This is a genomic window from Celeribacter neptunius, from assembly GCF_900113955.1.
GTDB classification, from domain to species: Bacteria; Pseudomonadota; Alphaproteobacteria; order Rhodobacterales; family Rhodobacteraceae; genus Celeribacter; species Celeribacter neptunius.
Window position 1 is genome coordinate 825,947 of sequence record NZ_FORH01000001.1, and the last position, 23,566, is coordinate 849,512.

Sequence of the window (23,566 nt, forward strand, 5' to 3'; positions counted from 1 at the left end):
CTCCTTTGGGAGTAATCTAGTCGTTCAGCGCCGGAATTCCAAGCGGGGGCAGCTGTGCGGCAATGAACATCACGGCCAGCGTCACCGCGATGGCCCAACCGAAAGAGGCCAATGTGCCGATGATCACCCATTCCGCCTTTTTGCCGTCCTGGGCGGCCTCGAACCGCAGCACGGATTTCGCCGCCACCAGAAAGCCGATACCGCCGGGCATCTGACCCAAGAGCAACAAAAAGATCAGCCCGCGCTCCAACAGCCCGATCCAGAACCCGCCCTTGTCGAGGCTCTCCTCGATGGGGTTGGGGCCGAAGCGTTCCATCAGCTTGCCGACGGCAAAGCCGCCGGCGCGGGTGGCGTAGATCGCCCCGCCGGTGAACAGCAGAACCTGCGGCAACCAGAGGAGCCCGGTATAGGCGCCGGTGGCGAAAAGATCGGGAGCAGAGAGCGCGATGAGCACAAGCGTCACCAGATGCAGCACCTGATCGGTGAGATGCGCGGCAAACCCGTCGGAAAAGGCTTTCACCTTCACCGTGTCGATCACGATGTGAAGGAGCGCCAAAAGGTAAATCAGCGGCGAGGCCACTTGCCCGGTGGTGGCCATGGCGGTCAGAAGCACGATCAGGAAATGCAGAAACAGCGTCTCGGCGCGGGCCTTGTCCTCGACCATCCAGGAGGTCTGGAAGACATAGTCGGCCAGCACATGGGCAAGGAACAGGGCTGCGAGGGTTTCAGGCATTAAATCTCACGTCTCGGTCGATTGTTTCAAGGATCAGCTCAATGTGCGCCAAGCCAGCAGCTCGTAGTGACTTTGAGACTGCTTGGCGTGACTTACCTAACTTTTCTGCAATCTCTGTGAATATTAAGTCGTTGCCTGGAGATAGAGTGTGAATAATAGCCTGAGCTTGTGAAGGGGTCCATTTGTTTGATATGTAATCCAAACTTATGGTGAGTGCATCGTAAATTCCGGGATCAATATAGCACATACTGACTTCTGGTGTCGTTTTGAGGTCTTCTAGGGCTTCTCCCGATTTGATGAAAACTGAAACGGTTTCCGCATTCAAATCCGGTCCAATCTCTCCCTCAGTCTCCCCCTCGGCCATCCCGATATAGCTGTCGAATTCCTCGCCCAGCGCGCGCAGGGCGGCGCGGAAGCAGAGTGCTGAGCGCAGGGCGTATTTCGGCTCCATCAGAGCCACTTGCCAGCCGTCGCCACGGTGGCGGGTGAAATGCAGGCTCTGGCCGCCCATCCACTCGGCTTGCATCTCGGCGCAGTCTTCGAGTGCGCGGAAGGCGCGTTCCACCTTTTCAGGCCCAAGCCCGGTGGAATTGACCAGATCGCCGGTGAGAACGGCTATTTTGCGGGTGTTTTGGCTCATAATGCAACCAATATAGGGTGCAAAGTTAAATATGCAACCATTTTAGGTTGCGTATAGCGTTTCGCATCCCAAAGTGGATGCGCATATGTCGCTCACTCCTCGCCGAACCGCTCGGGCGACATCAGCAGCTCTGCCAGTGCGTCGAGCGCGGCGCGGACCGGTGGGTCAAAGCGGGCATCGTGATGGCTGACCAGCCATTCGTCATGGGTGAGCGCCTCGATCAGCGGGGAGACTTGCATCAGCCCGCCGATCTCGCGCCCGGCGAAACAGGGCAGAAGCGCCCGGCCCACGCCGGCCACGGCCATATCGGCGGCGGAGCGGGCGTCGGAGGCGGTGGCCACGATCTCATCCGCATGTTCGGTGCGAAGCCAGCGCTCCGACGGGGTCGTCGGTTGGTCGTGATGCAAGGTGACATAGCCCGTCACCTCGGGGCCCGTGGCATATTCCGCATAGTGCAGGGTGCCCAGCTTGCGCCCGGCGAGCCAGCTTTGCTCCGGACGACGGTTGCGGATGCCGATATCGGCCTCGCGCCGGGCGATGTCGACATTGGAATTCGAGGCCAGAAGCGCCGGGCGCCAGGGGCTTTCCCGCGACCAGATCTCCGAGAGGTGGCGCGCCACGTAACGCGTGGTCCAGCGGCCGGCGGTGATCCGCACCTCGGGCGCGCTCTCACGAATCTGAAAACGACAGAGGCGGGTGGCGGCTTCGCGCAGGGCCTCGGCTTCCTGCAACAGCGCGCGGCCCTCGGAGGTCAGGCTGTAGCCGCGCCCACCGCGCTCGAACAACCGCTTGCCCAGAAGCCGCTCCAGCGTCGCCATGCGGCGCGACAGGGTTGGTTGCGGTGTGCCGGTGGCCAGCGAGGCGCCTGCCAGCCCGCCGGCATCTGCGACGGCGAGAAACAGGTAGTAATCATCCAGTTTCGGCATCTCCCGGCCACTTGGATCTTTCATCGTGAGGCCTTCATCGCTGCTCTTTCATTTTTGAAACCATTCTTCCGATCTCCGGCGCTGTTTCCGCAAATTTTCGAAGGTTAGTCTGAAGGTGTCTTCCAAAAATGCAAGCCAGGAGGCGTGATGGTGCCGTTTTTTCCGATCAATCTGCCCAAGATCGACCCGCAGGTCAAAAGCCTCTATCGCGCGGAGCGGGAGGCCTTCGAGGCGGAGTTGCAGCGGCTTGAGGCGGCGCGGCCGCGCTGGTGGCGGCGGGTGGGGCGGTGGCTCAGACCGGAGCCTGGGGCGGATGAACAAAGAAAAACGGCCCACAGTCCCGAGACCGAAGGCCGTTTGCAAATCCGCTGTGCCGAGAGGTGACTTACATGAAGCCGAGCTCGAGCCGGGCTTCGTCCGACATCATTTCCATGCCCCAGGGCGGGTTCCAGGTCAGTTCCACGTCGACCTGTTTGACGCCCGGGAGCGGTTCGATCGCATCGGCGACCCAGCCCGGCATTTCACCCGCCACCGGGCAGCCCGGCGCGGTGAGCGTCATCAGCACCACCACCTCGTTCTCGTCATTGATGTCGATCGTGTAGACAAGGCCGAGATCATAGATATTCACCGGGATTTCCGGGTCATAGACCGTGCGGCAGGCCTCGACCACCGCCTCGTGCAGCGGGTGATCGGTGCTCGACGGTTTGATCAGCGGCGTGCCCTCGACGGGGCTTTCCTGCGGTTGTGCATTTTCGGTCATGCGCGAGATCCCTTGGGTTTGGCCAATGTCCGGCCTCTATTTCCGACTGATCATATAAGGAATAGCGCGGCGAAGGTCCAGAGCAAGCCGCCCGGGAATGTCTTCTGGCGCGAGGTGTTTCTGAGCCCCGTGCGCCGCGCACAGCTCAATCGACGTCTGATCGGTGTCCGAATGTCATCTGCCCGGGTGGGTCTTCTTGGTCACGGATTTCTTTGCCGGTGCCGGACGGACGCGTTTCTCGATCATGTCGAACAGGGCGCCGGCGAGGTTCTTGCCGGTCGTGGTCTCGGCGCCTTCGAAGCCGGGCGAGGAGTTGACCTCGAGCACTTTCGGCCCGTCCTCGGCGCGCAAAAGATCCACTCCGGCCATCCTGAGCCCGAAGGCCTTGGCCGAGCGCAGCGCGGTTTCCCGCTCTTCCTTGCTGATCCGGACCGTCGAGGCGGTGCCGCCCAGATGCAGGTTGGAGCGGAAATCCCCGCCCGAGGACGAGCGTTTGATCGCCGCCACCACCTTGCCATCGATGACGACACAGCGGATATCGACGCCGGCGGCCTCGCGCACGAAATGCTGCACCAGGAAATTGGCCTTGAGGCCCCGGAAGGCGGAAATCACCGATTGTGCGGCTTTCTTGGTCTCGGCCAGAACCACGCCGCGGCCCTGGGTGCTTTCCAGCAGCTTGACGATCAAGGGCGCCTGACCGGCCAGAGCGATCAGGTTATCGGTGTCCTTGGGCGAGGCGGCAAAGGCGGTGGTCGGCATGCCGATGCGGTGACGCGCCAGCACCTGATGCGCTTGCAGCTTGTCGCGGGATTTGGCAATGCCTTCGGAGCCATTCACACAGAATGTCCCGATGGTCTCGAATTGCCGGATCACTGCCGTGCCGTAAGAGGTGATCGAAGCGCCGATCCGCGGGATCACCGCGTCATAGCGGGGCAGGCGGGCGCCATCGTAATAGATCTCGGGTGCCATGGCATTGATCGCCATGTAACAGCGTGTGGTGTCGATCACCTCGACCACATGGCCGCGGGCCTCGCCCTCGGCCACCAGTCTCTGGGTGGAGTAATTGTCGGGCTCGCGCGACAGCACGGCAATGCGCAGGGCGCGCGCGGGCCCGGTGTCGCGGATGGCGGTGCTGAAATAGACGCTGTCATCGCGTTTCGGCTGACAGAAGCTCTCGGACGGCTGCACGATCATGTCGTCGCCGATGGCCTGACGCCCGAGAAGCATGCGGTAGGCCATATTGGTGCGGTTGGTGAGCGTGATCTCGATCGGCCAGCTGCGGTCCCCGATGGTGATCTCGGTGGCGATGACATAGCGCAGCTCGGTCTCGCCATTCGACGAGGTCACCTCGCGTCGGTCCACCACATCGGCGGAACACGAGATGGTGATATCCTCGCGCCCGGGCACTGGATGGATATTGAACCGCACCTTGGGGGTGTCCGCCTTGCCAAAGGGTTCGATGTCAAAGGCATGCAGCGCCGAGGTCTTGGCGCCTGTGTCCACCTTGATCTTCAGGGCGGGCAGGCCGAGCGCGGGCAGGGCGGCCCATTCTTCCCAGCCCAAAGCGAAAGCAGCTTTGTCAGTCATGTCCCAGGTCTCACAATTTACGGGAAAGCACAGCGCCCGGACACCCGTTTTCGGGTCCCCGGCATCTGGCTGCTGCGCCCAATGTCATTCTTATGCGAGTCTGACAAGAGGCTTTGTCGCTTTTGTGACAGCGGGCCTACGCGCCCGGACAAGGCGCCGGGGCGCCCGGACGGACCGGCAACCCGCGCGCGGGTCATTTTTCTTGTGGCGCGCGGCTGATCCCTCTGGACGCCGGTCGCGCGCTTCGCTAAATGCCTTGTACTGCGCCGCGCACCGGCGCTTTGCCCGTGTGGTGGAATTGGTAGACACAGGGGATTCAAAATCCCCCGGCTTAACGGCCTTGCCGGTTCGAGTCCGGCCACGGGTACCAATTATTTCAAGAGGTTATCCACCAGACTTCTTGACAGGCCGCGACTGCGGATGGGCGGGCTTTGCCATCGCCGGTTTCAGGATATTCTCATATTTCCGGACATCCGTACCGCGGCGTGCCTCTCGCGGCTCAGCGTGTGGCGTCGTTAACCATTTTCACTCCTGAAATGCAGCCCCCGAGAACGATTCGCCTTCGATTCGTCACAAACGGCGCTACGGACGGGGGGATTGTTCCGGTTTCCTCGCAAGTCAGCCTCGTTTTGTCGGATTGGTTCAGAATTGGATGAAGTGCCACTTTTTTTGACATATTGGCATCTGGCGGCGTTAACCAAGCTTTTTGATTGGTTTTTCCTAGGGTTAACGCCGCTTTTGAGGCCCTCGAGGGGCTCTGCGTTGGGGTGGTAACCATTTGTTAATAAATGAATATCGATGAATTTTCAGGGGAAAAATCGGTGAGATTCGCGGGCTGACCATGTGGCCGAAATGGGAAGTTTTGGCCTTTTATTCGCCATATTTGAGCACAGTTGTGCCTTTTTCCCGGTTGCGAAAACGCATTTTTGCCATATCCATTAGACGTGCCCAACTGGGGGGCAAACATGGCCACGGGGGCGGCCACGTCTGATCGATGTCCGGAAAGGCATCGGCTTCGCGTGACCGATGTGGGTTCGAGACGGGAAACCGATCTCTGCTGCGTTGGGTTTGAGTATGCGAGTAACCGACGACGTTATGTCGTTCTGCCTTTCCAAATGCTTGTGATCGAACGTGTGTCGACGGCCTTGACCGATATCGGGGCTGGCCCTGTTTGTAGTGTCCGCTCAGCGCGGCTCGTGTGATGGAGAGAGACGATGACCACTAGCTATTACGATCCCTACAGGGATTACGATTCTTCCTGCGATCCGACGACGCCGACCACCGATGGAATTGTCGAAGGCACGGCGGGCGACGATCTGATCGACGTCGCCTATACCGGTGACCCGGAAGGCGACATGATCGATGGCGCTGATGGTCTCAATGACATTGTCTATGCCGGTGACGGCGACGACACCGTGCTGGGCGGTGAAGGCAATGACACGATCTACGGCGACACTGGTGCGACCGAAACCACCTCGACCGAGACCTTCTCCTGGTCCTCTCTCGCGGACACGGATTACTGCGGCTATGGCACCGTCGACAATGGCGAAGACCTGACCGGGGACACGCTGGTACAAAACACCGGTTCGGTCATCGTGACCGTTACCACGCCGGAGCTCGACTGCAGCTGGTGGGATGGTGATGACACGGTCACCTCGTCGTTCTCCACCAGCACGATGAACACCGATGGTGTCGACGGCGCTTCCGCGAGCTCGTCTCTCTCTTCTCTTGCGGATGCTGGTGAAACGGGCACTTACGACGTCGCGTTTTCCGACGAAGTGGAAAACGTCACCTTCAATATCTCCGACATCGATGCCAACCTCGGCCAGGTGACCGTGATCGCCTATGATGCCGATGGCAACGAGATCCCGGTGACCTTCGAGATCGGCTCCGATCTCACGCTCTCGGGCAACACCGTGACCGCGGCCGATACCGACAACGTGACCCCGGCGGATGACAGCAACACCGTGACGGTCTCCATTGCCGGTCCGGTGGCGTCTTTCGAAGTGATCCACACCAACCCGGGCACCGGCACCTCCGGCATCAACATCTCGGATGTGTCCTTCTCGGTCACCACCGTGGATGAGACCGGTGAGGGCGAGGGCGACGATACGCTGATCGGCGGCGCCGGCGACGACACGATCTTTGGCCAGGGCGGCAATGACACGCTTCAGGGCGATGCCGGCACCAACTATCTCGATGGCGGCGATGGCGATGACACGTTCATCGGCGGCGAGGGCGCAGACACGTTCCGCGGTGGCCGGGGTCAGGACAATATCGATTATTCCGGCTCCGATGCGGCGGTGAATGTCGATCTCTCGACCTCGACCCTGTCGGGCGGCGACGCCGACAATGACACGATCGAAAGCGGTATCGACGGGGTGATCGGCTCCGAATATGACGATGTGCTCACCGGTTTCGACCATCAGGGCACCACGCCGGAAGACACCTATACCAACGAATTCTGGGGTATGGGCGGCGATGACACCATCTCCGGTGGCGGCGGCGACGATTATCTCGACGGCGGCGACGGCAATGACGTGATCGAAGGCGGCGACGGCGATGACATCATCATTGGTGGCCCGGACGGCACCCCGGATCGCGGCTACGGCCCCTATCTGGCGGACGATGCCGACCCGTATAACGACCGCGACATCCTCATGGGCGGTGCCGGCAACGACACGATCTATGGCGGTGACGACAATGACATCATCGACGGTGGCGCCGATGACGACCATCTCGATGGCGGCTATGACGATGACACGATCACCGGCGGCACCGGCAATGACACGATCATCGGTGGCGAAGGCTCCGACACGATCGACGGCGGTGATGGCGACGACATCATCTATGGCGGTCTCGACCCGGCCTATCCGGACAGCCTGAACGTCCCCGATGATGCGGGCGATCTCGAGGTCGAGAATGGCAAGGACGTGATCGACGGCGGCGCCGGCAATGACACGATCTATGGCCAGGACGATGACGACCTGATCTATGGCGGCGACGGCGACGATTACATCGACGGCGGCATCGACGACGATACCATCTATGCCGGTGCCGGCACGGACATGGTGTTCGGTGGCGAAGACGAGGATACGATCTACGGCGGCGGTGACAATGACGTGCTCGACGGCGGCGACGATCAGGACACGATCTACGTGACCTTCTCCGATGTGACCACCGGCGTTTACAACACCACGGTGCACGGTGGCGACGGCGGGATCGACTGGGATACGCTCGATCTCGGTGCGCTGATCTCCGATGGCTGGGTCATCACCCACCATGTCCAGAACCCGGACAGCGACGGCAACGGCTTCGACGGTCAGATCCAGCTCTACAATGCTGGCACCGACGAATATGCCAATATCAACTACACCAATATCGAGGAAGTCATTCCTTGCTTCACCCCGGGCACGCTGATCGCGACGCCGAAAGGGGAGATGAAGGTCGAGACCCTCTCGGTGGGCGATCGTGTGATCACCCGAGACAACGGCATTCAGGCGATCCGCTGGATCGGCAAGAAGATCCTGTCCGGGGCCGAGCTGGCCGCCCGTGGGGCGCTGAACCCGGTGATGATCCGTCAGGGCGCGCTTGGCGCCGGCCTGCCGGAGCGTGACATGCTGGTGTCGCCGAACCACCGGATGCTGGTGTCGAACGAGAAAGCCGCGCTTCTGTTCGAAGAGCACGAGGTTCTGGTCGCCGCGAAACACCTGACCCGCATGGAGGGTGTCGATGTGGTCGAGGCGTCCGAGGTCACCTATATCCATGTGATGTTCGACCGTCACGAGGTGGTGCTCTCCGACGGCACCTGGTCCGAGAGCTTCCAGCCGGGCGATTATACCCTGGCCGGCATCGACGACGCGGCCCGCGACGAGCTCTTTACGCTCTTCCCGGAGCTGGAAGACGTCACCGCGCGTGGTGGTTTCTCGGCGGCCCGCCGGATCCTGCGCAAGCACGAGGCGGAACTGCTGGTCAACTGATCCCATTGACGGATCTGAGCCGATGCGCCGCTCTCGCTTTTGGCGCATCGGATAGTCTCCCGGAAGACCACAGGGGCTGGGTCTTTCGGGATGGCGCTTTTGACCGATTGCCATGGGCGCTTGGCAAAGATGATCATGAGCTGCCGCGATCCGCACAGTGATCCACTCTGTGATCGCCTGTGTTTCGTCCCGCAGGGGTGCCGATTTTCTGTCTCCAATATGTGATCAATCTTCGCATTTTCTTATGGCTGTCGAGAAAAGCTCCGAAAGCGCGCGTTATTGTTCTGAATTCGGAGGCAAAATCTGCACAGCATCGTGATTGATGCGCCATGGATTGGTCTTTGAGGGCGTCAAAGCCGCGCTCCGACGCCGCTTTTCTGACAGGTCGGGGATCACCATGACGTGCCCATGACTTCCAGCACGGAACTTACAGCACGATTTATGCGGCGCGGCTGCTTCTGAGCGGTTGAGAGCGTCTCGCAGCCCATGGCAAAGGGCGGCACCCGGTCCGGGGCCGCCCTTTTGGCTGTCTCCAGTCACCTTGTCCTGCGCGGTCGCGCCTCACATCTGTTGCCAGTCCTCGGGCGTGTTGACCTGCATGCAGGGGGCCTCGCTGGGCATCAGAACGCGTTTCACACCATGGATCTCGATCAGCTTCTGGAGCCCGTCCTCACCGCTCAGGCGCTCGAACTCCGGCAGCACGGCGGATGGGACGATCACCGGATAGCCTTCGCGGCCGCTCGGACATTCGGCCCGCACGATGCGACTGCCACCGAAGGTCTCGAACAGATTCACCACCGTGTCGAGATGGCTGGCGGTGACAAAGGGCATATCGGCCATCAGGATTGCCAGCCCGTCGCAGTTCTTCTGGATCGCGTGGCGCGCCAGAGTCTTGAGCGTGTTGGCGATGCCCTGATCCGCATCTTCGACGCTGAGATAGGGATCATGCGGCCGCAGGAGCGCGCGGCGGCCGAGGAAATAGGGATGGGTCTCGGCGGGCAGGGCGACGATGGTGTCGCGCCCATGAGCCGCGGTGACCGCGCGCGACAGCAAAGTGTCGGGCGAATGCAGCGAGGGTGGGGTCGCCAGCTTGTCGAACCCCATACGTCGCGATTTCCCGGCAGCACAAATGCCAATCAGTAGTTTCATGCTTATGGTCCCAATCTGCTCTCAGCCATGCGCCCACGCGCAGGGTCTGTCATGCCAATATCGTGAGGGCTTTTGCCCGGATCACTCATTTACCCAGAAATACTTTTATCACCGCCGCCCTTGGAAAGAAGGGCGCGAAACAGAAAGGGGCGATTCAGAAAAGCGCCCCTCGCTGGGTCATTTCTCCGGCAGAAGCCCGCGCGGAGAGAAGCGCAGCACCACCAAGAGGATGATGCCCATGGTCAGGTAGCGCATATAGGCGACGCGTTCGATCAGCCCGGCCTTGAGCGCGGAACCGTCGTCCAAGCCGGCGGTCAGCAGATTGACGACCCAGCCGCCGATCGGTTCGACCTCGACCCACAAAAACCAGATCAGCATGCCGCCCAGCACCGCGCCCCAGTTGTTGCCGGAGCCGCCGACGATCACCATCACCCAGACCAGAAACGTATAGCGCAGCGGCTGATAGGTGGTCGGTGTGAGCTGACCGTCAAGCGTGGTCATCATCGCGCCGGCAAAGCCAATGATGGCTGCACCGAGCACAAAGATCTGCAGGTGCCGCCCGGTGACATCCTTGCCCATGGCCTCGGCGGCCACCTCATTGTCGCGAATGGCACGCATCATCCGGCCCCAGGGGCTCTTGAGCGCCAGTTCCATGGCGGTGACGATGAGCACGATCACGGCGAGGAAGAAGCCGGCGTAGAGCAGCTTGACGAAGATCGAGGAGCCGGTGACCGGGTCCATGCCGATCTTGTTCATCAGCTCCAGAAACCACGTCGCCTGTTGCAGGTCGATCTCATAGGGCACGGGCCGCGGCAACCCGTTGACGTTCTTGACGCCCCTTGAGAGCCAGTCCTCGTTCTTCAGCACCGCGATGATGATCTCGGCAATGCCCAGGGTGGCGATGGCGAGATAGTCAGAGCGCAGACCCAGAGCGGTCTTGGCGACGAGCCAGGCGGCTCCTGCGGCCAGGACACCGCCCACGGCCCAACTGAGGATCACCGGCAGGCCAAGCCCGCCCAGATAGCCGGAAACCGACGGGTCCACCGCCTCGATCGCCTCGACCGCCGGGTCGAACAACCCGCGATAGACGAAAAAGGCGACGATGAGAAAGCCGGTGAGCAAGAGCCCGCGGGCACGTCCTTTCGGCAGGCGCGGCCAGGCTAGAACGGCGGCGATGATGGCCCCGGAGCCAAGGATGAGGGCGAGCCCCATGCGCAGCCCGCCGGCGGCCCAGGCGGCCGGCACCGGCGGCATCGAGGTCAGCACCACGGCCAGACCGCCAAGCGCGGTAAAGCCCATGACGCCGACGTTAAAGAGCCCGGCGTAGCCCCATTGCAGGTTCACGCCCAGGGCCATGATCGCCGAGATCAGCCCCATGTTGAGAATGGCCAGCGCCGAGTTCCAGGATTGCAGCAGACCCACGGCCAGAATGAGCGCCGCCATGAGGGCGAAATAGAGCGGCGCGCGCGCGGCGCCGGTCTGCGGTTGGATGCGTGTCTGGGTCATATCGATTGCCCCTTGAACAGGCCGGTCGGCTTAAACAGCAGCACGATGATCAGGATCGCGAAGGACACGGCGAATTTATAGTCGGTGGACAGGAGCTGTACCAACCCGTCCGGCGCCCAGGAGTCGGGTCCGAGATAGGTCACCACCTTCTTGAAGGCGTAGGTCAGCGTCACTTCGGAGAAGGCGATGACAAAGCCACCGGCGATGGCGCCCAGCGGGTTGCCGATGCCACCGACGATGGCGGCGGCGAAGACCGGCAACAGGAGTTGCTGGAAGATGAAGGGTTTGAAGCTCTTGTCGAGCCCGTAGAGCGCGCCGGCGATGGTGGCAAGGGCTGCCACCAGGAGCCAGGTGATGGTCACCACACGCTCCGGGTTGATGCCCGACAAGAGCGCCAGATCCTCATTGTCCGAATAGGCGCGCATGGATTTGCCGGTGCGGGTCTTGTTCAGGAACCAGAACAGCACCGCCACGGTGATCATCGCGACGACCACGGTGATCACCTGTGTCGTGCGGATCGCGAGCCCTTCGGACAGGCCGGACCAGGCCTTGAACTCGCGGGCATTGACGACGAACCGTGCGCCGTCGGCAAAGCGGCGATCATCGGTGCCGACGATCATCCGCACCACGCCGTTCATCACGAACATCACGCCGGTCGAGACGATCACCAGCATCACCGGTGCGGCTTTCACCTTGCGATAGAACTTGTAGACCGCCTTGTCGGTCGCCAGCAGTAGAAGCGCCGTGGCGAGAATGCCGAAGGGCAGGGCCAAAAGCGCCGTCGGCAGCGGCCCGAGGGAGAGACCCCAGCTCTGGAACAGGGCGGTGACCAGCACCACCACCATGGCGCCGAAGGACATGGTCTCGCCATGGGCAAAGTTCGAAAAGCGCAAGACGCCGTAGATCAGCGTGACGCCCAAGGCGCCGAGCGCCAGCTGCGCACCATAGGCCGTGGCCGGGACCACGACGAAGTTGGTAAAGGCCACGAGGGCATTGAGAAGGTCCATCAGACCACCTCCTGGCAAGTGCCACCAAAGGGAACCATCTTGATCCCTGTCGTTTCTGTCGTCGGAACCTCGACATAGCCGGTCATCAGACCGTCCGCGCGCAGGTCCCAGAAGCTTTTGCTGTCTTCGTTCTGATAGCGATGGGTCTCGGGGGCCTCGGCCGTGGTCTCGGTGAGACAGGTCGGGCTCTGTTCGCCTTCGTTGCGGATCAGCTTGGCACAGGTCAGCCCGTCGCCTTCTTCGAAGGCGAAACGCCAGGGCGCGCCGCCGCCATAGACGATGACCTCGCAATAGACCTGTGCCTGTGCCGCCAGCGGCGCGGTGAGGGGCAGGCTGGCAATGAGGGCGCTATAAAACATCTGTCGCAGACCCATGTCTCAGCCCCCCAAAAACGTCCGGCGCACGTCCGGATCGGCCAGAAGGTTGGCGCCGGTGTCGGTATAGGCATTCGCGCCTTGCACCAGCACATAGCCTTTGTCGGCGATCTCCAGCGCCTGACGCGCGTTCTGTTCCACCATCAGGATCGAGATACCGGTCTTGGCGACCTCGATGATCCGGTCAAAGAGCTCGTCCATGACGATGGGCGAGACGCCGGCGGTGGGCTCGTCCAGCATCAAAAGCTTCGGCTGGGTCATCAAGGCGCGCCCCACGGCAACCTGTTGCCGCTGCCCGCCCGAGAGCTCGCCGGCGTTCTGGTTGCGCTTTTCATAGACCGCCGGGAACAGTTCGTAGACCTGTTCGATCGTCGGCTCGATATCGTCGGAACGGATGAAGGCGCCCATCTCGAGGTTCTCGCGTACCGTCATGGTCGGGAAGATGTTATGGGTCTGCGGCACAAAGCCCATGCCCTTGTGTACGCGCTCCTGCGGCGAGAGCTTGGTGATGTCTTCTCCGTCGAGATGGACATGGCCCTCGCGCAGGTTGAGCATGCCGAAAACGGCCTTCATCGCGGTGGATTTGCCGGCGCCGTTGGGGCCGACAATGACCGCGATCTCGCCCTTTTGCACGGTGAGAGTACAGCCGTGCAGGATATCCGCGCCGCTGCCATAGCCGCCGCGCATTTCATTGGCGTGGAGGAAGGTCATGCGCTTGCCTCCCCATTCTCTGTGTCTGTCTTCTTGTTCTTCACACCGGTGCCCAGGTAAGCCTCGATCACCGCTTCGTTCTGCATGATGTCCTCGGCGGAGCCGGTGGCCATGACCTTGCCCTGCGCCATGACGATCACCGGATCGCAGAGCTGTTTGATGAAATCCATGTCATGCTCGATCATGCAGAAAGTGTAGCCGCGCTCGACGTTCAGGCGCTTGATCGCGTCGCCGATGGTGTAGAGCAGGGTGCGGTTCACCCCGGCGCCGACCTCGTCCAAAAACACCATCTTGGCATCGACCATCATCGTGCGGCCAAGCTCCAACAGCTTTTTCTGACCGCCGGAAATCTCCCCGGCTTTCAGATCGGCAATATGGGAAATCGTCAGGAATTCCAGCACCTCGTCCGCCTTGGCACGGAGCGCTCGTTCCTCGTCGGCGATGCGTTTGCGGCCGAACCAGGTGTTCCACAGCGTCTCGCCCGACTGACCGGCGGGCACCATCATCAGGTTCTCGCGACATGTCATCGAATGAAACTCATGGGCGATCTGGAAGGTCCTGAGAATGCCCTTGTGAAACAGCTCATGCGGTTTCAGCCCGGTGATTTCCTCACCGTTGAACAGCACCTGTCCCGAGGTCGGGGTGAGAACCCCGGCGATACAGTTGAAAAGCGACGTTTTCCCCGCGCCATTGGGGCCGATGAGCCCCGTGATCGAGCCTTCCCTGAGTGTCAAGGAAGCGCCGTCGACTGCGCGAAATCCGCCGAAATGCATGTGAAGATCACGCACTTCGATCATATGTTTCTATCCCCTCGTTCGGTGCCGTTTTATGAGCCTGTCCCAGTGTGGCTGCGGCATAAGCGATTGCGTGAGCGACCGAAAGGCCATGTCGCGCAATTTTCGTCGTTTCAGCGCCTGATCTGGCGTGAAAATGGGCGTTTTACGCCTCTTTTGAATGGCAAAGGGCCCCGAACTGTGCCGGAGCCCTGCCGTTGTCATGGTCGAGCTCAGCGGATATCGACCGTCTCGAAAGCGCCGTCGGTGACGGTGTAGTAACGGTAGGTGCCGGCGGCTTCGCCCGGGCCGATCAGCTCGACATTGGTGGCGCCGACATAGTCGATGTCGCCACCTTCGGCGAGGATCTTGAGCGCCTTGTCGAGTTCCCCCGGCAGGATCGGCTCGCCGGGTGCGTTGGCCACGTCGAGCACATTGGCGGCCACGGCTTCTTTCGTGGCGGCACCGCCCTTGGCCATGGCCAGCGCGATCAGCGCACCGGCGTCATAGCTTTCACGGGTGTAGGCGGAAGAGACGTTGATGCCGGCGGCTTCGCCCAGCGCGTTGAACGCGTCGGTGCCTTCGCCTTCGGCCCAGGGCACGATACCCATGGAACCTTCGACGATGTCGCCGAGATCGGCGATCAGGCTGTCGCCATACATGCCGTCACCCATCAGGAAGGTGTCGAACGCGCCGGTGTCGCCGGCGGCCTGGATGATGCCCTTGCCGCCCTGGTCCACGTAGCCGAGCACCACGAGCACTTCGCCACCGGCGGCGGCGAGTGCGCCGATCTCGGCGGAGTAGTCGGCCTTGCCGTCCTCATGCGAGGCGTTGATAGTGATTTCACCGTCATAGGCGGCGGCAAATGCGTCCGAGAGACCCTTGCCATAATCGGAATTGGTGTAGGTCACCGCCACCGATTTGATGCCTTTTTCCTCGAGCACATCGGCCAGAACCTCACCCTGACGGGCGTCGGACGGCGAGGTGCGGAAGAACAGACCGTTGTCTTCGACGGTGGAGAGGCCCGGCGAGGTCGCCGACGGCGAAATCATCACCACGCCATTGGGTACGGCCACGTTCGACAGGACCGCGCCGGTCACGCCGGAACAGTCGGCGCCCATGATCGCCACGACACCGTCGGAGGTGATCAGGCGCTCGGCGGCGGCAGAGGCCGCAGCGGCGTCGACACAGGTGCTGTCGGCGCGCACGGGCGTGATGGTGCTGCCACCGAGGAAAGCACCGCTGTCGCTGATTTCCTTCATGGCGAGTTCGGCGCTTGCCGCCATATCCGGGGTCAGCGATTCAATCGGACCGGTGAAGCCGAGGATCACACCGACCTTGACCTCTTCAGCGACGGCGGCACCGGCCAGAAGGGTTGCGGCGGTGGAAGCCAGAAGCAGCTTTTTCATATGAGAATTCTCCCTGTTTGGATCTTATCCTGCGGCGGAGCCTAGAACGGCTTTGACCGATTGGAAAGAGAACGGCGAGAGAACGTGCCCGGATTTGGAGCATTCGCTTAAAAAACGAGGCGTCAACCTGCCGGGCGGGGATGAATTTTTCATCTTTTACGTGTGTTCGGGGCGAAGCCGGGGGAAAACGTCACGCAACAGGCGGTGGAAACACCGCCGCGAGGGCCCGACTCGCGGCGGCGGCTCGCGGCGGCTGGCCAGGCACCAAACGTTGAAACGCCGGCAAGTTGCCTTAGCTCAAAGAGACGGCCTCGCCGGAGCAGCCCACCACAGGAGCAGCAGTCAGGAGCAACCGTATTGCGCCGACAGATATTGCCGACACATATTGGAGACCCGCATGACCGCATCTCAGTTTCAACCTCGCACGGCTCTGCTGCTTGCGGCCACGCTTAGTCCCCTGTCGCTCATCGCACAACCGGCTCTGGCGGCAGAACGGCGGGCGGGATCGGTCGCGGTGCAGGTGACGCAGATGATCGCCGGTCTCGAGGAGCCCTGGGCGATCGAGTTCCTGCCCGATGGGCAAATCCTCGTCAGCGAGATCGACGGGCGGCTGTTGCGGATCTCCGAAGGCGAGGCCATGATCGTTCCCGGCACCCCGGAGGTCTGGGAAAGCGGGCAGGGCGGTCTGCTCGACATCATGATCCCGCGCGATTTTGCCGAGAGCCGCGAGGTGTTTCTCAGCTACTCAAAGCCGATGCGGGGCGGGGCCGGCACGGCGCTCGGCGTCGGTCGGCTGATCGATGGTGCGCTGGTCGGGTTTCGGGATCTTTTCACCATGGCGAACGGATCGCGCCGGAGCCACCATTTCGGCTCCCGGATCGTCGAGGCGCCGGATGGCACGCTGTTTCTGACCGTGGGAGAACGGGGGGAGCGCGACGCCGCCCAGGATCTGTCGCGCGCCAATGGCAAGGTGCTGCGGCTAAACCGCGACGGGTCCATTCCGGCGGACAATCCTTTTACCGGCAGCTCCAGTTCCGACACCTCCATTGCAGATAGCGAAGAAGCGCTCTCGGCGATCTGGTCCTATGGGCATCGCAATCCGCAAGGTGCAGCCCTCGATGCCGACGGCCAGCTCTGGATCAACGAACACGGGCCACAGGGCGGTGACGAGATCAATCGTGTGGAGAAAGGCGGCAATTACGGCTGGCCGCTCACCAGCTTTGGCGAAAACTACGGTGGAGGCCGCTTCGCTCCGACGGCGCTCTCGGGCACCGTCGCGCCGAGCTTTCAATGGACCCCGTCGATCGCGCCCTCGGGCCATGCGATCTATCAGGGCGAGTTGTTCCCCGCCTTGAAAGGCGCACATCTGATCGGCTCGCTGAAGTTCGACTATATCGCGGTGATGGCGCCTGAGACATGGGAGCAGCAGACGTGGGATCAGCAGACATGGCAATGGCCGGAGACCGGACGGGTGCGCGACATCAAGGAAGCCCCCGACGGATCGATCTGGTTTCTCTCGGTGATCGAGGGCGCGGCCTACCGGATCAGCCCGGCACAGTAAGCCGGCTTGCACGGGATCGGGCGTTTCCGCCGCAGTCAAATTGCGTAACGGTTTCATGACGCGCAGGAATTGGGCATCTGCCCTCGAATTCTGCGATATTTCCTGACTCTTTTGGGTTTTCTCACCCGTGTCCTGCCTCTATAAGTCATGGACCGACCGAGAGCAGGCTTGCCCTCGGCGGGAGGAGAACGAAAAACCATCTTTGGAGTGAAGACGATGACGGATTGGGTGAAAACCGCATGGCGCAACAAACCGCGTGTGCAGATGCCCGAGTATACGGACGAGGCCGCGCTGAACGCTGTTGAGGCTCAGCTTGCCAAATATCCGCCGCTCGTCTTTGCCGGCGAGGCCCGTCGTCTGCGCTCCGATCTGGCGAAAGCCGGGCGCGGTGAGGCCTTCCTGTTGCAGGGCGGCGATTGCGCCGAGAGCTTTGCCGAATTCGGTGGCGATCAGATCCGCGACACGTTCAAGGTGATGCTGCAAATGGCCATGGTGCTGACCTTCGGCGCCAAGGTGCCGGTGATCAAGGTCGGTCGCATGGCCGGGCAATTCGCCAAACCGCGTTCGGCCCCGACCGAGACCGCGGGTGGGGTGGAGCTGCCGTCCTACCGTGGCGATATCATCAACGGGTTTGATTTTACCCCGGAAGCCCGCATTCCCGATCCGCAGCGGATGTTGCAGGCCTATACCCAGGCCGCCGCGTCGCTCAACCTGCTGCGCGCCTTCTCCAAGGGCGGCTTTGCCGATATCCACCGGGTGCATGCCTGGACGCTCGGCTTTACCGAGGCCGATGAGGCGGAGAAATACCGCGACATGGCGAACCGCATTCAGGATTCCCTGGATTTCATGAAAGCGGCGGGGATCACCTCCGAGAACAACCACGATCTGCACACCGTGGATTTCTACACCTCGCATGAGGCGTTGCTGCTCGAGTATGAAGAGGCGCTGACCCGTGTCGACAGCACCACCGGCGCCACCATTGCCGGCTCCGGCCATATGGTCTGGATCGGCGACCGCACCCGTCAGCCGGACGGGGCGCATGTGGAATTCTGCCGTGGCATCCAGAACCCGATCGGGCTGAAATGCGGCCCGTCCACCACCGCCGAAGATCTCAAGGTGCTGATGGCCAAGCTGAACCCGAACAACGACATGGGGCGTCTGACCCTGATCGCACGGTTCGGCGCCGGCAATGTCGGGGACAACCTGCCGCGCCTGATCGAGACGGTGAAGGCCGAGGGCGCCAATGTCGTCTGGTCCTGCGACCCGATGCATGGCAACACGATCAAATCCGAGAGCGGCTACAAGACCCGCCCGTTCGAGCGGGTGCTCACCGAGGTACAGGAATTCTTTGCCGTGCATCGCGAAAACGGCACCGTCCCCGGCGGCGTGCATTTCGAGATGACCGGCAAGGATGTCACCGAATGCACCGGCGGTCTGCGCGCGGTCTCCGATGAGAACCTGTCGGATCGCTACCACACCGCCTGCGACCCGCGGCTCAACGCCAGCCAGGCGCTGGAACTGGCCTTCCTCGTCGCCGAAGAGCTGCAAAAAGGCCAGACGCCGCAGAACATCGCCGCCTCCGCCTGAGAGGTCGCAGATTAGAGCGTTGGAAGCCGGGCCGGAGCGATCTGGGCCCGGCTTTTCTATGCCGCACGGTTTTATGCCGGATCGGTGGTGGCGAGGCGTCTGTCGTGTTTCGCCTTGCCATGAAGACCGGGGCACCAAAGAACACGGGAACAACAAAAAGGCGCGACCCCACCACCGGGTCGCGCCTTTCATGGTGCCGTCGGCCCGATGTCCCGGGCGCGGCACGAGCGTTTGTGCGTGAATTCTTTCTGGATCAGCTGTCGGTTTTCACTCAGCTGTCGGTTTTCACCAGGCGCAGCACCGGTTTGCTCCGGCGCGCTGCGGCCATCGGGTCCTGACGCGGGGCAGGGCGCTCTGCGCTGGCTTCATCGCCGGCGCCGGCCTTGCGGGTCTCGTCGAAGGCGCGTTTGGCTTCGGCAAATCCGGCCGGGATCGGGGTGCCTTTGGCGGTGGTGTCAAAGGTCTGATCCGTCGGGTTGTCCGAGAGCAGCGGGCGGGAAGCCACATCCACCACTTCGAAGCGGCGCGGCTGACGGCCAATTTCGCCTTTCGACTGCAGGCAGCCGAGGATGCGATTGACATCGCCGAGGTCGGATTTCAACGGGCAGAGCAGAAGCTGGGCATCCATGGCGCCGCGACCGATGCCACGTTCGGCCTTGAGCGTCACCACGGTGATCTGCGGCGTCTCGAACACGGCTTCCAGCGCTTCGGAGATCTTGGCGCGGCTCTCCGGCACGAACATGGCGGTGAGCGGCATGCCGCGGACTTCCATGCCCATCAGATCGGTGAGGTGCATGCCGGCGAGACGGAAACGGGCCACGCCCGGTGCGATGCGTTCGAGGATGAAGGCGAATTCCAGAGCGGATTGCATGCCGCGCGGATCGATCTCGGCCCGTGCCGGAACCGGGCGACCGTTGCGAAGACCGTCCCAATAGGCCTCGACCGTTTTGAGCGCCGGGAAATGCATCTCGTTGCGACGGGGCATGAGAGAAACGACGTTTGAGCCACTGACATATTCAATTTTCATCTCATCACCTATCGTCTTGCGGTTGGCCCGTCGGGGCATGTTCTAACTTGATCTGATGTGCTGCAGTTGATCACCGCGGCGTTGACCTGAATATGACACGACTTTGCCCAATTTGGAGGGAAAACCTAACCAATGGTTAACAGCTTGCGTAAGATTGACGGGAAACCGGTGAGGATTTGGTAAGCAATTTCTCAAGAAAATATCGTGGCTGTTTTTCCAAATGCTGTTTTATCAAATACTTACAGATATTCCTTCCCCGCGTTCGAAATAGGAATTGCGAAAATATTTCATGATCGGGATCAAAATGCGGAATTCGATAAATTTGTACATATCTGCCTCTTAACGTTGCTGAACCGTTAAAATCGGGTGAAATGAGGCGGGAATGTGACGAATGCGGCCGGCAGGTGAGTCTCAATTCAGGACACTGCCACCATAATCCGGTCACAATTGACCGCATCTATGCGCCTTAATTCGGCGCGCTCGCCTTTGTTTCGCCCCGGTTCCGACTCCGGCGCGCGGGGCGAGGCCGGGAATTGCGCCGAAATCGGCCTGATATGCCAGGCGAAGGTCGGGTAGGGCGATGCTGGATGATAGCCGGGCGGTTCTGGGCGATGCTGGTCAAGCGGCATCCGGGCCGCTATAGAACAGGACGATATGAACAGGATGCGGCGCCTTCGCCCATTCGCTCCTTGATCGGGCGAAGACGCAGGCGCGGCCAATCCCCGGGCCCACCCGGCAGCGTCAAAGGAAAGACGATATGGCAACTGAGCGGCGCGGTCTTCTGATCATCCTCTCTTCTCCCTCCGGCGCGGGCAAATCCACGCTGGCACGCAAATTGATGGGCTGGGACGAGACGCTGAGCTTTTCGGTCTCCGCCACCACCCGGGCTGCGCGCCCGGGCGAGGTCGATGGCCAGGATTATCATTTTGTCGGCGAGCCGGAGTTCAAGGAGATGGTGACCAAGGGCGAGATGCTCGAACATGCCCATGTCTTCGGCAATTTCTACGGCTCTCCCGCCGCGCCGGTGCGCACCGCGATCGAGGCCGGGCGCGATGTGCTTTTCGATGTCGATTGGCAGGGCGCGCAGCAGATCGCCAATTCCGTGCTGCGCGACCATGTGCTGTCGATCTTCGTGCTGCCGCCTTCGATCCGCGAGCTGCGCCGCCGTCTCGAAGAGCGCGGTCAGGACGCGCCCGAGGTGATCGCCAAGCGGATGCAGAAGAGCTGGGACGAGATCAGCCATTGGGACGGCTATGACTATGTGCTGGTCAATGACGATCTTGAGACCTCGTTCGCGCGGCTCAAGACCATCATCGAGGCCGAACGCCTACGCCGGGCCCAGCAGCCCGGGCTTTTGAGTTTCGTGCGCGATCTTCAGTCTGAATTCGAGGAGGTGGAAGGATGACGCTTTACGCTTTGGACGGCCATGCGCCGGTGCTGCCGGAAAACGGCGACTATTGGGTGGCCGAGGATGCCAATGTCATCGGCAAGGTGGTGCTCGAAGAGGCGGCGAGCATCTGGTTCGGGGTGACGATCCGCGGCGACAATGAGACGATCTATGTCGGCGCCGGCACGAATATCCAGGAAAATTCCGTGCTGCACACCGATATCGGCTATCCGCTCAGCATCGGCGCCGGCTGTACCATCGGCCACAAGGCGATGCTGCACGGCTGTAGCATCGGCGAGAACAGCCTGATCGGCATGGGGGCGACCGTGCTCAACGGCGCCAAGATTGGTAAGAATTGTCTGATCGGCGCCTGTGCGCTCATCACCGAAGGCAAGGAGATCCCCGACGGTTCGCTGGTCATGGGCAGCCCAGGCAAGGTGGTGCGTCAGCTCACCGAGACCCAGATCCAGGGGCTCAGGGCCTCGGCGCTGCATTACCAGCAGAATGCGCGACGCTATCGCGACGGGCTGGAAAAAATCGGCTAAAGGCCGCGCCCCCGGCGGCGGTCCGGGCGCGCGCGCTCAGTGCAGCGCGTCCACCTGCATCGGCGCCGGCAGCAAAAGATCGCAGCTGAGCTGTGGATAGAGCGTGCGCAGCTCGGCCCGGATGATGTCCGGGCGGGGCAGGTCGCCGGCCAGAATCCGATAGGCGCCTTTGAATTCCGCCGCCTGCAACAGACGCGCCAGATCCAGACAATCGAAAGTGTTCCCCATGGCCGGGGCGATGACGCTGTCGGGGGCCATTTTCCGCAGAAGCTCCGGCGTGAGATCACCGAATGCGAGGCAAAACAACTGTGCGGTTTTGGGGAAATGGCATTTCAGCCCCTGCATGTCCTGCGGTTCCCCGACCATCAGGATCACATGGTTCTGTCGCAGCTGTCTGCTGTCGAGAGGGCTGATCAGCTCCCCGAAGATGGCCTGTCGAATGGTTCCCATGAGCCATGAACCTCAGAATGTGTCGCAGTTGTACCTGTGAGAAAAGTCGCTATGTGTCGAAAATGCAATAGTTTTCTTGCCAAACTCGCAATCTTTTGCAAAATGCGAAATCAATTACGCACGATGTGACGTGCTCAAGGGGAATGAAATCGCACGTTCGCCCCTTGGAGCCGCCCGCTTGTCATGAAAATGTTACATGCGCGCAGTACCCCAAGCGCCCAGACAGGACGGTCCATGCAATATCCCCGACACAAGATCACCCACGGCGAAGAAATGATGAGCGCGATGGCCGATGCCATGCCGCTGCCCGTCGTGGTGATCGCGCGCGACGAGCGGATCATGGCCGCCAATGCGCCGGCCCGGGCCCTGTTCAACGAATCCATGGTCGGGCGGCATTACATCACCGTGCTGCGGCAACCGATCCTGCTCGATGCGATCGAGAACGTGCTGCGGCTCTCGGAACCGGCCGATGCCACCTACAGGATCACCGAAAGCCAGCGCGATCTGGTCTATGACGTGGCGCTCCGACCGGTGATCGTCGAGGATTTCGCCTGTGTCACGATCGCCTTCGAGGACAAGACCGAGGTGCAGGAAGCCGGACAGATGCGGCGCGATTTCGTTGCCAATGTCTCGCACGAGCTGCGCACGCCGTTAACGGCGGTGCTGGGCTTCATCGAAACACTGTTGGGCCCGGCGGCCGAGGATGCCAATGCGCGGGAGCGGTTCCTGACGATCATGGATCGCGAAGCCAAGCGGATGAATCGCATCGTCGGCGATCTTCTGTCCCTGAGCCGGGTCGAATCCGAGCGCCGGGTGCGACCGACGGCAGAGGTGGATATCCCCGCCGTGCTGCGCTCCGTCGTGCTGAGCCTGCAACCGGTGGCCGAGAAGCAGAATGTGAAACTGATCGTCGAGGGGGCCGAGACCTCCGAGATGGTGCCGGGCGATCATGACCAGCTGACCCAGGTGTTCACCAATCTGATCGAGAATGCGATCAAATATGGCGGCCGCGACAAGGAGGTCCATATCTGCATGACCTCGCACACGGTGGAGCCGACCATGCGCAGTTCGGCGATCCGGGTCGATATCTCTGATCAGGGTGAGGGGATCGCCTCGCAACACATCCCGCGCCTGACCGAGCGATTCTACCGGGTGGATTCGCACCGCTCGCGTGAAATGGGCGGCACCGGGCTCGGCCTGGCGATCGTGAAACATATTCTCAATCGCCACCGCGGGCGTCTCAGGATCGAGAGCCACAAAGGGCAGGGCAGCTGTTTCTCGGTGATCCTGCCTTACGAATAAGGGTTCGACAGCCCGCGCTTGGGCTGCGTTTGGCTTTGGTCGGAACACGCTTGGGTCGTGTCACGTTTGGTCGCGTCACATCGTGTCATATTTCCCGTCGCAATCGGCGGAACAAGGGGCTCGGGACGATCCTCGCGACAAAAGCGACTGTC

Annotated in this window: 21 protein-coding genes and 1 tRNA gene; 8 read left to right on the forward strand and 14 right to left on the reverse strand. The window is 61.6% G+C overall.

The features are described 5' to 3' along the window. Window positions 1-16: 16 nt before the first annotated feature. The 3 genes from BM151_RS04095 to BM151_RS04105 form a co-directional block, all read right to left on the reverse strand. Window positions 17-733: a DUF3307 domain-containing protein gene (locus BM151_RS04095; protein ID WP_090057790.1), complete on the reverse strand. Its 717-nt coding sequence runs from the start codon at window positions 731-733 to the stop codon at window positions 17-19. Then, window positions 726-1,373, reverse strand: a complete 648-nt coding sequence (locus BM151_RS04100) for a MarR family transcriptional regulator (protein WP_090057794.1) — start codon at window positions 1,371-1,373, stop codon at window positions 726-728. The genes BM151_RS04095 and BM151_RS04100 overlap by 8 nt, the downstream gene beginning before the upstream one ends. Before the next feature lie 92 nt (window positions 1,374-1,465). Beyond that, on the reverse strand, window positions 1,466-2,323 hold the full coding sequence (locus BM151_RS04105; RefSeq protein ID WP_090057799.1) for a LysR family transcriptional regulator: 858 nt from the start codon (window positions 2,321-2,323) through the stop codon (window positions 1,466-1,468). A gap of 123 nt (window positions 2,324-2,446) precedes the next feature. On the opposite strand from BM151_RS04105, the gene BM151_RS04110 reads away from it, so the two are divergent. Further along, the gene (locus tag BM151_RS04110; protein WP_090057803.1) at window positions 2,447-2,683 is read left to right on the forward strand and encodes a hypothetical protein; all 237 of its coding nucleotides are present in this window, start codon (window positions 2,447-2,449) and stop codon (window positions 2,681-2,683) included. Window position 2,684: 1 nt separating this feature from the next. On the opposite strand, the gene BM151_RS04115 is transcribed toward BM151_RS04110, so the two are convergent. After that, complete coding sequence (locus tag BM151_RS04115; protein ID WP_090057806.1) at window positions 2,685-3,059, reverse strand: SUF system Fe-S cluster assembly protein; 375 nt, start codon at window positions 3,057-3,059, stop codon at window positions 2,685-2,687. Between the two features lie 174 nt (window positions 3,060-3,233). Beyond that, window positions 3,234-4,646, reverse strand: coding sequence for a 30S ribosomal protein S6--L-glutamate ligase (gene rimK, locus BM151_RS04120; protein WP_090057810.1), 1,413 nt, complete (start codon window positions 4,644-4,646; stop codon window positions 3,234-3,236). Window positions 4,647-4,929: 283 nt separating this feature from the next. Between rimK and BM151_RS04125 the strand changes: the two genes are divergently transcribed. Next, window positions 4,930-5,016, forward strand: a tRNA-Leu gene (locus BM151_RS04125). An 844-nt stretch (window positions 5,017-5,860) separates the two neighbouring features. Continuing rightward, window positions 5,861-8,626, forward strand: a complete 2,766-nt coding sequence (locus tag BM151_RS04130; protein WP_143093031.1) for a Hint domain-containing protein — start codon at window positions 5,861-5,863, stop codon at window positions 8,624-8,626. A 561-nt stretch (window positions 8,627-9,187) separates the two neighbouring features. Here BM151_RS04130 and BM151_RS04135 read toward each other — a convergent pair. The 7 genes from BM151_RS04135 to BM151_RS04165 form a co-directional block, all read right to left on the reverse strand. Then, complete coding sequence (locus tag BM151_RS04135; protein ID WP_090057815.1) at window positions 9,188-9,775, reverse strand: NTP transferase domain-containing protein; 588 nt, start codon at window positions 9,773-9,775, stop codon at window positions 9,188-9,190. Between the two features lie 177 nt (window positions 9,776-9,952). Next, window positions 9,953-11,281 (reverse strand): branched-chain amino acid ABC transporter permease, encoded by a 1,329-nt coding sequence (locus BM151_RS04140; protein WP_090057818.1) that lies wholly within the window; start codon window positions 11,279-11,281, stop codon window positions 9,953-9,955. Further along, window positions 11,278-12,288, reverse strand: coding sequence for a branched-chain amino acid ABC transporter permease (locus tag BM151_RS04145; RefSeq protein WP_090057823.1), 1,011 nt, complete (start codon window positions 12,286-12,288; stop codon window positions 11,278-11,280). Before BM151_RS04145 ends, BM151_RS04140 begins: the two co-directional genes overlap by 4 nt. After that, complete coding sequence (locus tag BM151_RS04150) at window positions 12,288-12,647, reverse strand: hypothetical protein (protein ID WP_143093032.1); 360 nt, start codon at window positions 12,645-12,647, stop codon at window positions 12,288-12,290. The genes BM151_RS04145 and BM151_RS04150 overlap by 1 nt, the downstream gene beginning before the upstream one ends. 18 nt (window positions 12,648-12,665) lie before the next feature. Continuing rightward, window positions 12,666-13,373 (reverse strand): ABC transporter ATP-binding protein, encoded by a 708-nt coding sequence (locus BM151_RS04155; protein WP_090057832.1) that lies wholly within the window; start codon window positions 13,371-13,373, stop codon window positions 12,666-12,668. Then, window positions 13,370-14,170 carry an ABC transporter ATP-binding protein gene (locus tag BM151_RS04160; protein ID WP_090057837.1) on the reverse strand — a complete coding sequence of 267 codons (801 nt, stop codon included), beginning with the start codon at window positions 14,168-14,170 and terminating at the stop codon, window positions 13,370-13,372. Before BM151_RS04160 ends, BM151_RS04155 begins: the two co-directional genes overlap by 4 nt. Before the next feature lie 209 nt (window positions 14,171-14,379). Beyond that, window positions 14,380-15,555, reverse strand: a complete 1,176-nt coding sequence (locus BM151_RS04165; protein WP_090057840.1) for an ABC transporter substrate-binding protein — start codon at window positions 15,553-15,555, stop codon at window positions 14,380-14,382. A gap of 397 nt (window positions 15,556-15,952) precedes the next feature. Between BM151_RS04165 and BM151_RS04170 the strand changes: the two genes are divergently transcribed. Both BM151_RS04170 and BM151_RS04175 read left to right on the forward strand, forming a co-directional pair. Then, the gene (locus tag BM151_RS04170; protein WP_090057844.1) at window positions 15,953-17,116 is read left to right on the forward strand and encodes a PQQ-dependent sugar dehydrogenase; all 1,164 of its coding nucleotides are present in this window, start codon (window positions 15,953-15,955) and stop codon (window positions 17,114-17,116) included. A gap of 216 nt (window positions 17,117-17,332) precedes the next feature. After that, complete coding sequence (locus BM151_RS04175; protein WP_090057849.1) at window positions 17,333-18,703, forward strand: class II 3-deoxy-7-phosphoheptulonate synthase; 1,371 nt, start codon at window positions 17,333-17,335, stop codon at window positions 18,701-18,703. Window positions 18,704-18,974: 271 nt separating this feature from the next. On the opposite strand, the gene BM151_RS04180 is transcribed toward BM151_RS04175, so the two are convergent. Next, on the reverse strand, window positions 18,975-19,730 hold the full coding sequence (locus BM151_RS04180; RefSeq protein WP_245781090.1) for a PAS domain-containing protein: 756 nt from the start codon (window positions 19,728-19,730) through the stop codon (window positions 18,975-18,977). Between the two features lie 757 nt (window positions 19,731-20,487). On the opposite strand from BM151_RS04180, the gene gmk reads away from it, so the two are divergent. Continuing rightward, complete coding sequence (gene gmk / locus BM151_RS04185; protein ID WP_090057853.1) at window positions 20,488-21,135, forward strand: guanylate kinase; 648 nt, start codon at window positions 20,488-20,490, stop codon at window positions 21,133-21,135. Beyond that, window positions 21,132-21,662, forward strand: coding sequence for a gamma carbonic anhydrase family protein (locus BM151_RS04190; protein WP_090057857.1), 531 nt, complete (start codon window positions 21,132-21,134; stop codon window positions 21,660-21,662). The genes gmk and BM151_RS04190 overlap by 4 nt, the downstream gene beginning before the upstream one ends. A 36-nt stretch (window positions 21,663-21,698) precedes the next feature. On the opposite strand, the gene BM151_RS04195 is transcribed toward BM151_RS04190, so the two are convergent. Next, window positions 21,699-22,112, reverse strand: a complete 414-nt coding sequence (locus BM151_RS04195; protein ID WP_090057860.1) for a hypothetical protein — start codon at window positions 22,110-22,112, stop codon at window positions 21,699-21,701. A gap of 234 nt (window positions 22,113-22,346) precedes the next feature. Here BM151_RS04195 and BM151_RS04200 point away from each other — a divergent pair, with 234 nt between their 5' ends. After that, the gene (locus BM151_RS04200) at window positions 22,347-23,414 is read left to right on the forward strand and encodes a sensor histidine kinase (RefSeq protein ID WP_090057864.1); all 1,068 of its coding nucleotides are present in this window, start codon (window positions 22,347-22,349) and stop codon (window positions 23,412-23,414) included. Window positions 23,415-23,566 lie beyond the last annotated feature (152 nt).

Excerpts from the sequence above, each read along its gene's own strand:
- BM151_RS04095 (WP_090057790.1), bottom strand. The coding sequence starts at position 733 with ATGCCTGAAACCCTCGCAGCCCTGTTCCTTGCCCATGTGCTGGCCGAC.
- BM151_RS04100 (WP_090057794.1), bottom strand. The coding sequence starts at position 1,373 with ATGAGCCAAAACACCCGCAAAATAGCCGTTCTCACCGGCGATCTGGTC.
- BM151_RS04105 (WP_090057799.1), bottom strand. The coding sequence starts at position 2,323 with ATGAAAGATCCAAGTGGCCGGGAGATGCCGAAACTGGATGATTACTAC.
- BM151_RS04110 (WP_090057803.1), top strand. The coding sequence starts at position 2,447 with ATGGTGCCGTTTTTTCCGATCAATCTGCCCAAGATCGACCCGCAGGTC.
- BM151_RS04115 (WP_090057806.1), bottom strand. The coding sequence starts at position 3,059 with ATGACCGAAAATGCACAACCGCAGGAAAGCCCCGTCGAGGGCACGCCG.
- rimK (WP_090057810.1), bottom strand. The coding sequence starts at position 4,646 with ATGACTGACAAAGCTGCTTTCGCTTTGGGCTGGGAAGAATGGGCCGCC.
- BM151_RS04130 (WP_143093031.1), top strand. The coding sequence starts at position 5,861 with ATGACCACTAGCTATTACGATCCCTACAGGGATTACGATTCTTCCTGC.
- BM151_RS04135 (WP_090057815.1), bottom strand. The coding sequence starts at position 9,775 with ATGAAACTACTGATTGGCATTTGTGCTGCCGGGAAATCGCGACGTATG.
- BM151_RS04140 (WP_090057818.1), bottom strand. The coding sequence starts at position 11,281 with ATGACCCAGACACGCATCCAACCGCAGACCGGCGCCGCGCGCGCGCCG.
- BM151_RS04145 (WP_090057823.1), bottom strand. The coding sequence starts at position 12,288 with ATGGACCTTCTCAATGCCCTCGTGGCCTTTACCAACTTCGTCGTGGTC.
- BM151_RS04150 (WP_143093032.1), bottom strand. The coding sequence starts at position 12,647 with ATGTTTTATAGCGCCCTCATTGCCAGCCTGCCCCTCACCGCGCCGCTG.
- BM151_RS04155 (WP_090057832.1), bottom strand. The coding sequence starts at position 13,373 with ATGACCTTCCTCCACGCCAATGAAATGCGCGGCGGCTATGGCAGCGGC.
- BM151_RS04160 (WP_090057837.1), bottom strand. The coding sequence starts at position 14,170 with ATGATCGAAGTGCGTGATCTTCACATGCATTTCGGCGGATTTCGCGCA.
- BM151_RS04165 (WP_090057840.1), bottom strand. The coding sequence starts at position 15,555 with ATGAAAAAGCTGCTTCTGGCTTCCACCGCCGCAACCCTTCTGGCCGGT.
- BM151_RS04170 (WP_090057844.1), top strand. The coding sequence starts at position 15,953 with ATGACCGCATCTCAGTTTCAACCTCGCACGGCTCTGCTGCTTGCGGCC.
- BM151_RS04175 (WP_090057849.1), top strand. The coding sequence starts at position 17,333 with ATGACGGATTGGGTGAAAACCGCATGGCGCAACAAACCGCGTGTGCAG.
- BM151_RS04180 (WP_245781090.1), bottom strand. The coding sequence starts at position 19,730 with ATGAAAATTGAATATGTCAGTGGCTCAAACGTCGTTTCTCTCATGCCC.
- gmk (WP_090057853.1), top strand. The coding sequence starts at position 20,488 with ATGGCAACTGAGCGGCGCGGTCTTCTGATCATCCTCTCTTCTCCCTCC.
- BM151_RS04190 (WP_090057857.1), top strand. The coding sequence starts at position 21,132 with ATGACGCTTTACGCTTTGGACGGCCATGCGCCGGTGCTGCCGGAAAAC.
- BM151_RS04195 (WP_090057860.1), bottom strand. The coding sequence starts at position 22,112 with ATGGGAACCATTCGACAGGCCATCTTCGGGGAGCTGATCAGCCCTCTC.
- BM151_RS04200 (WP_090057864.1), top strand. The coding sequence starts at position 22,347 with ATGCAATATCCCCGACACAAGATCACCCACGGCGAAGAAATGATGAGC.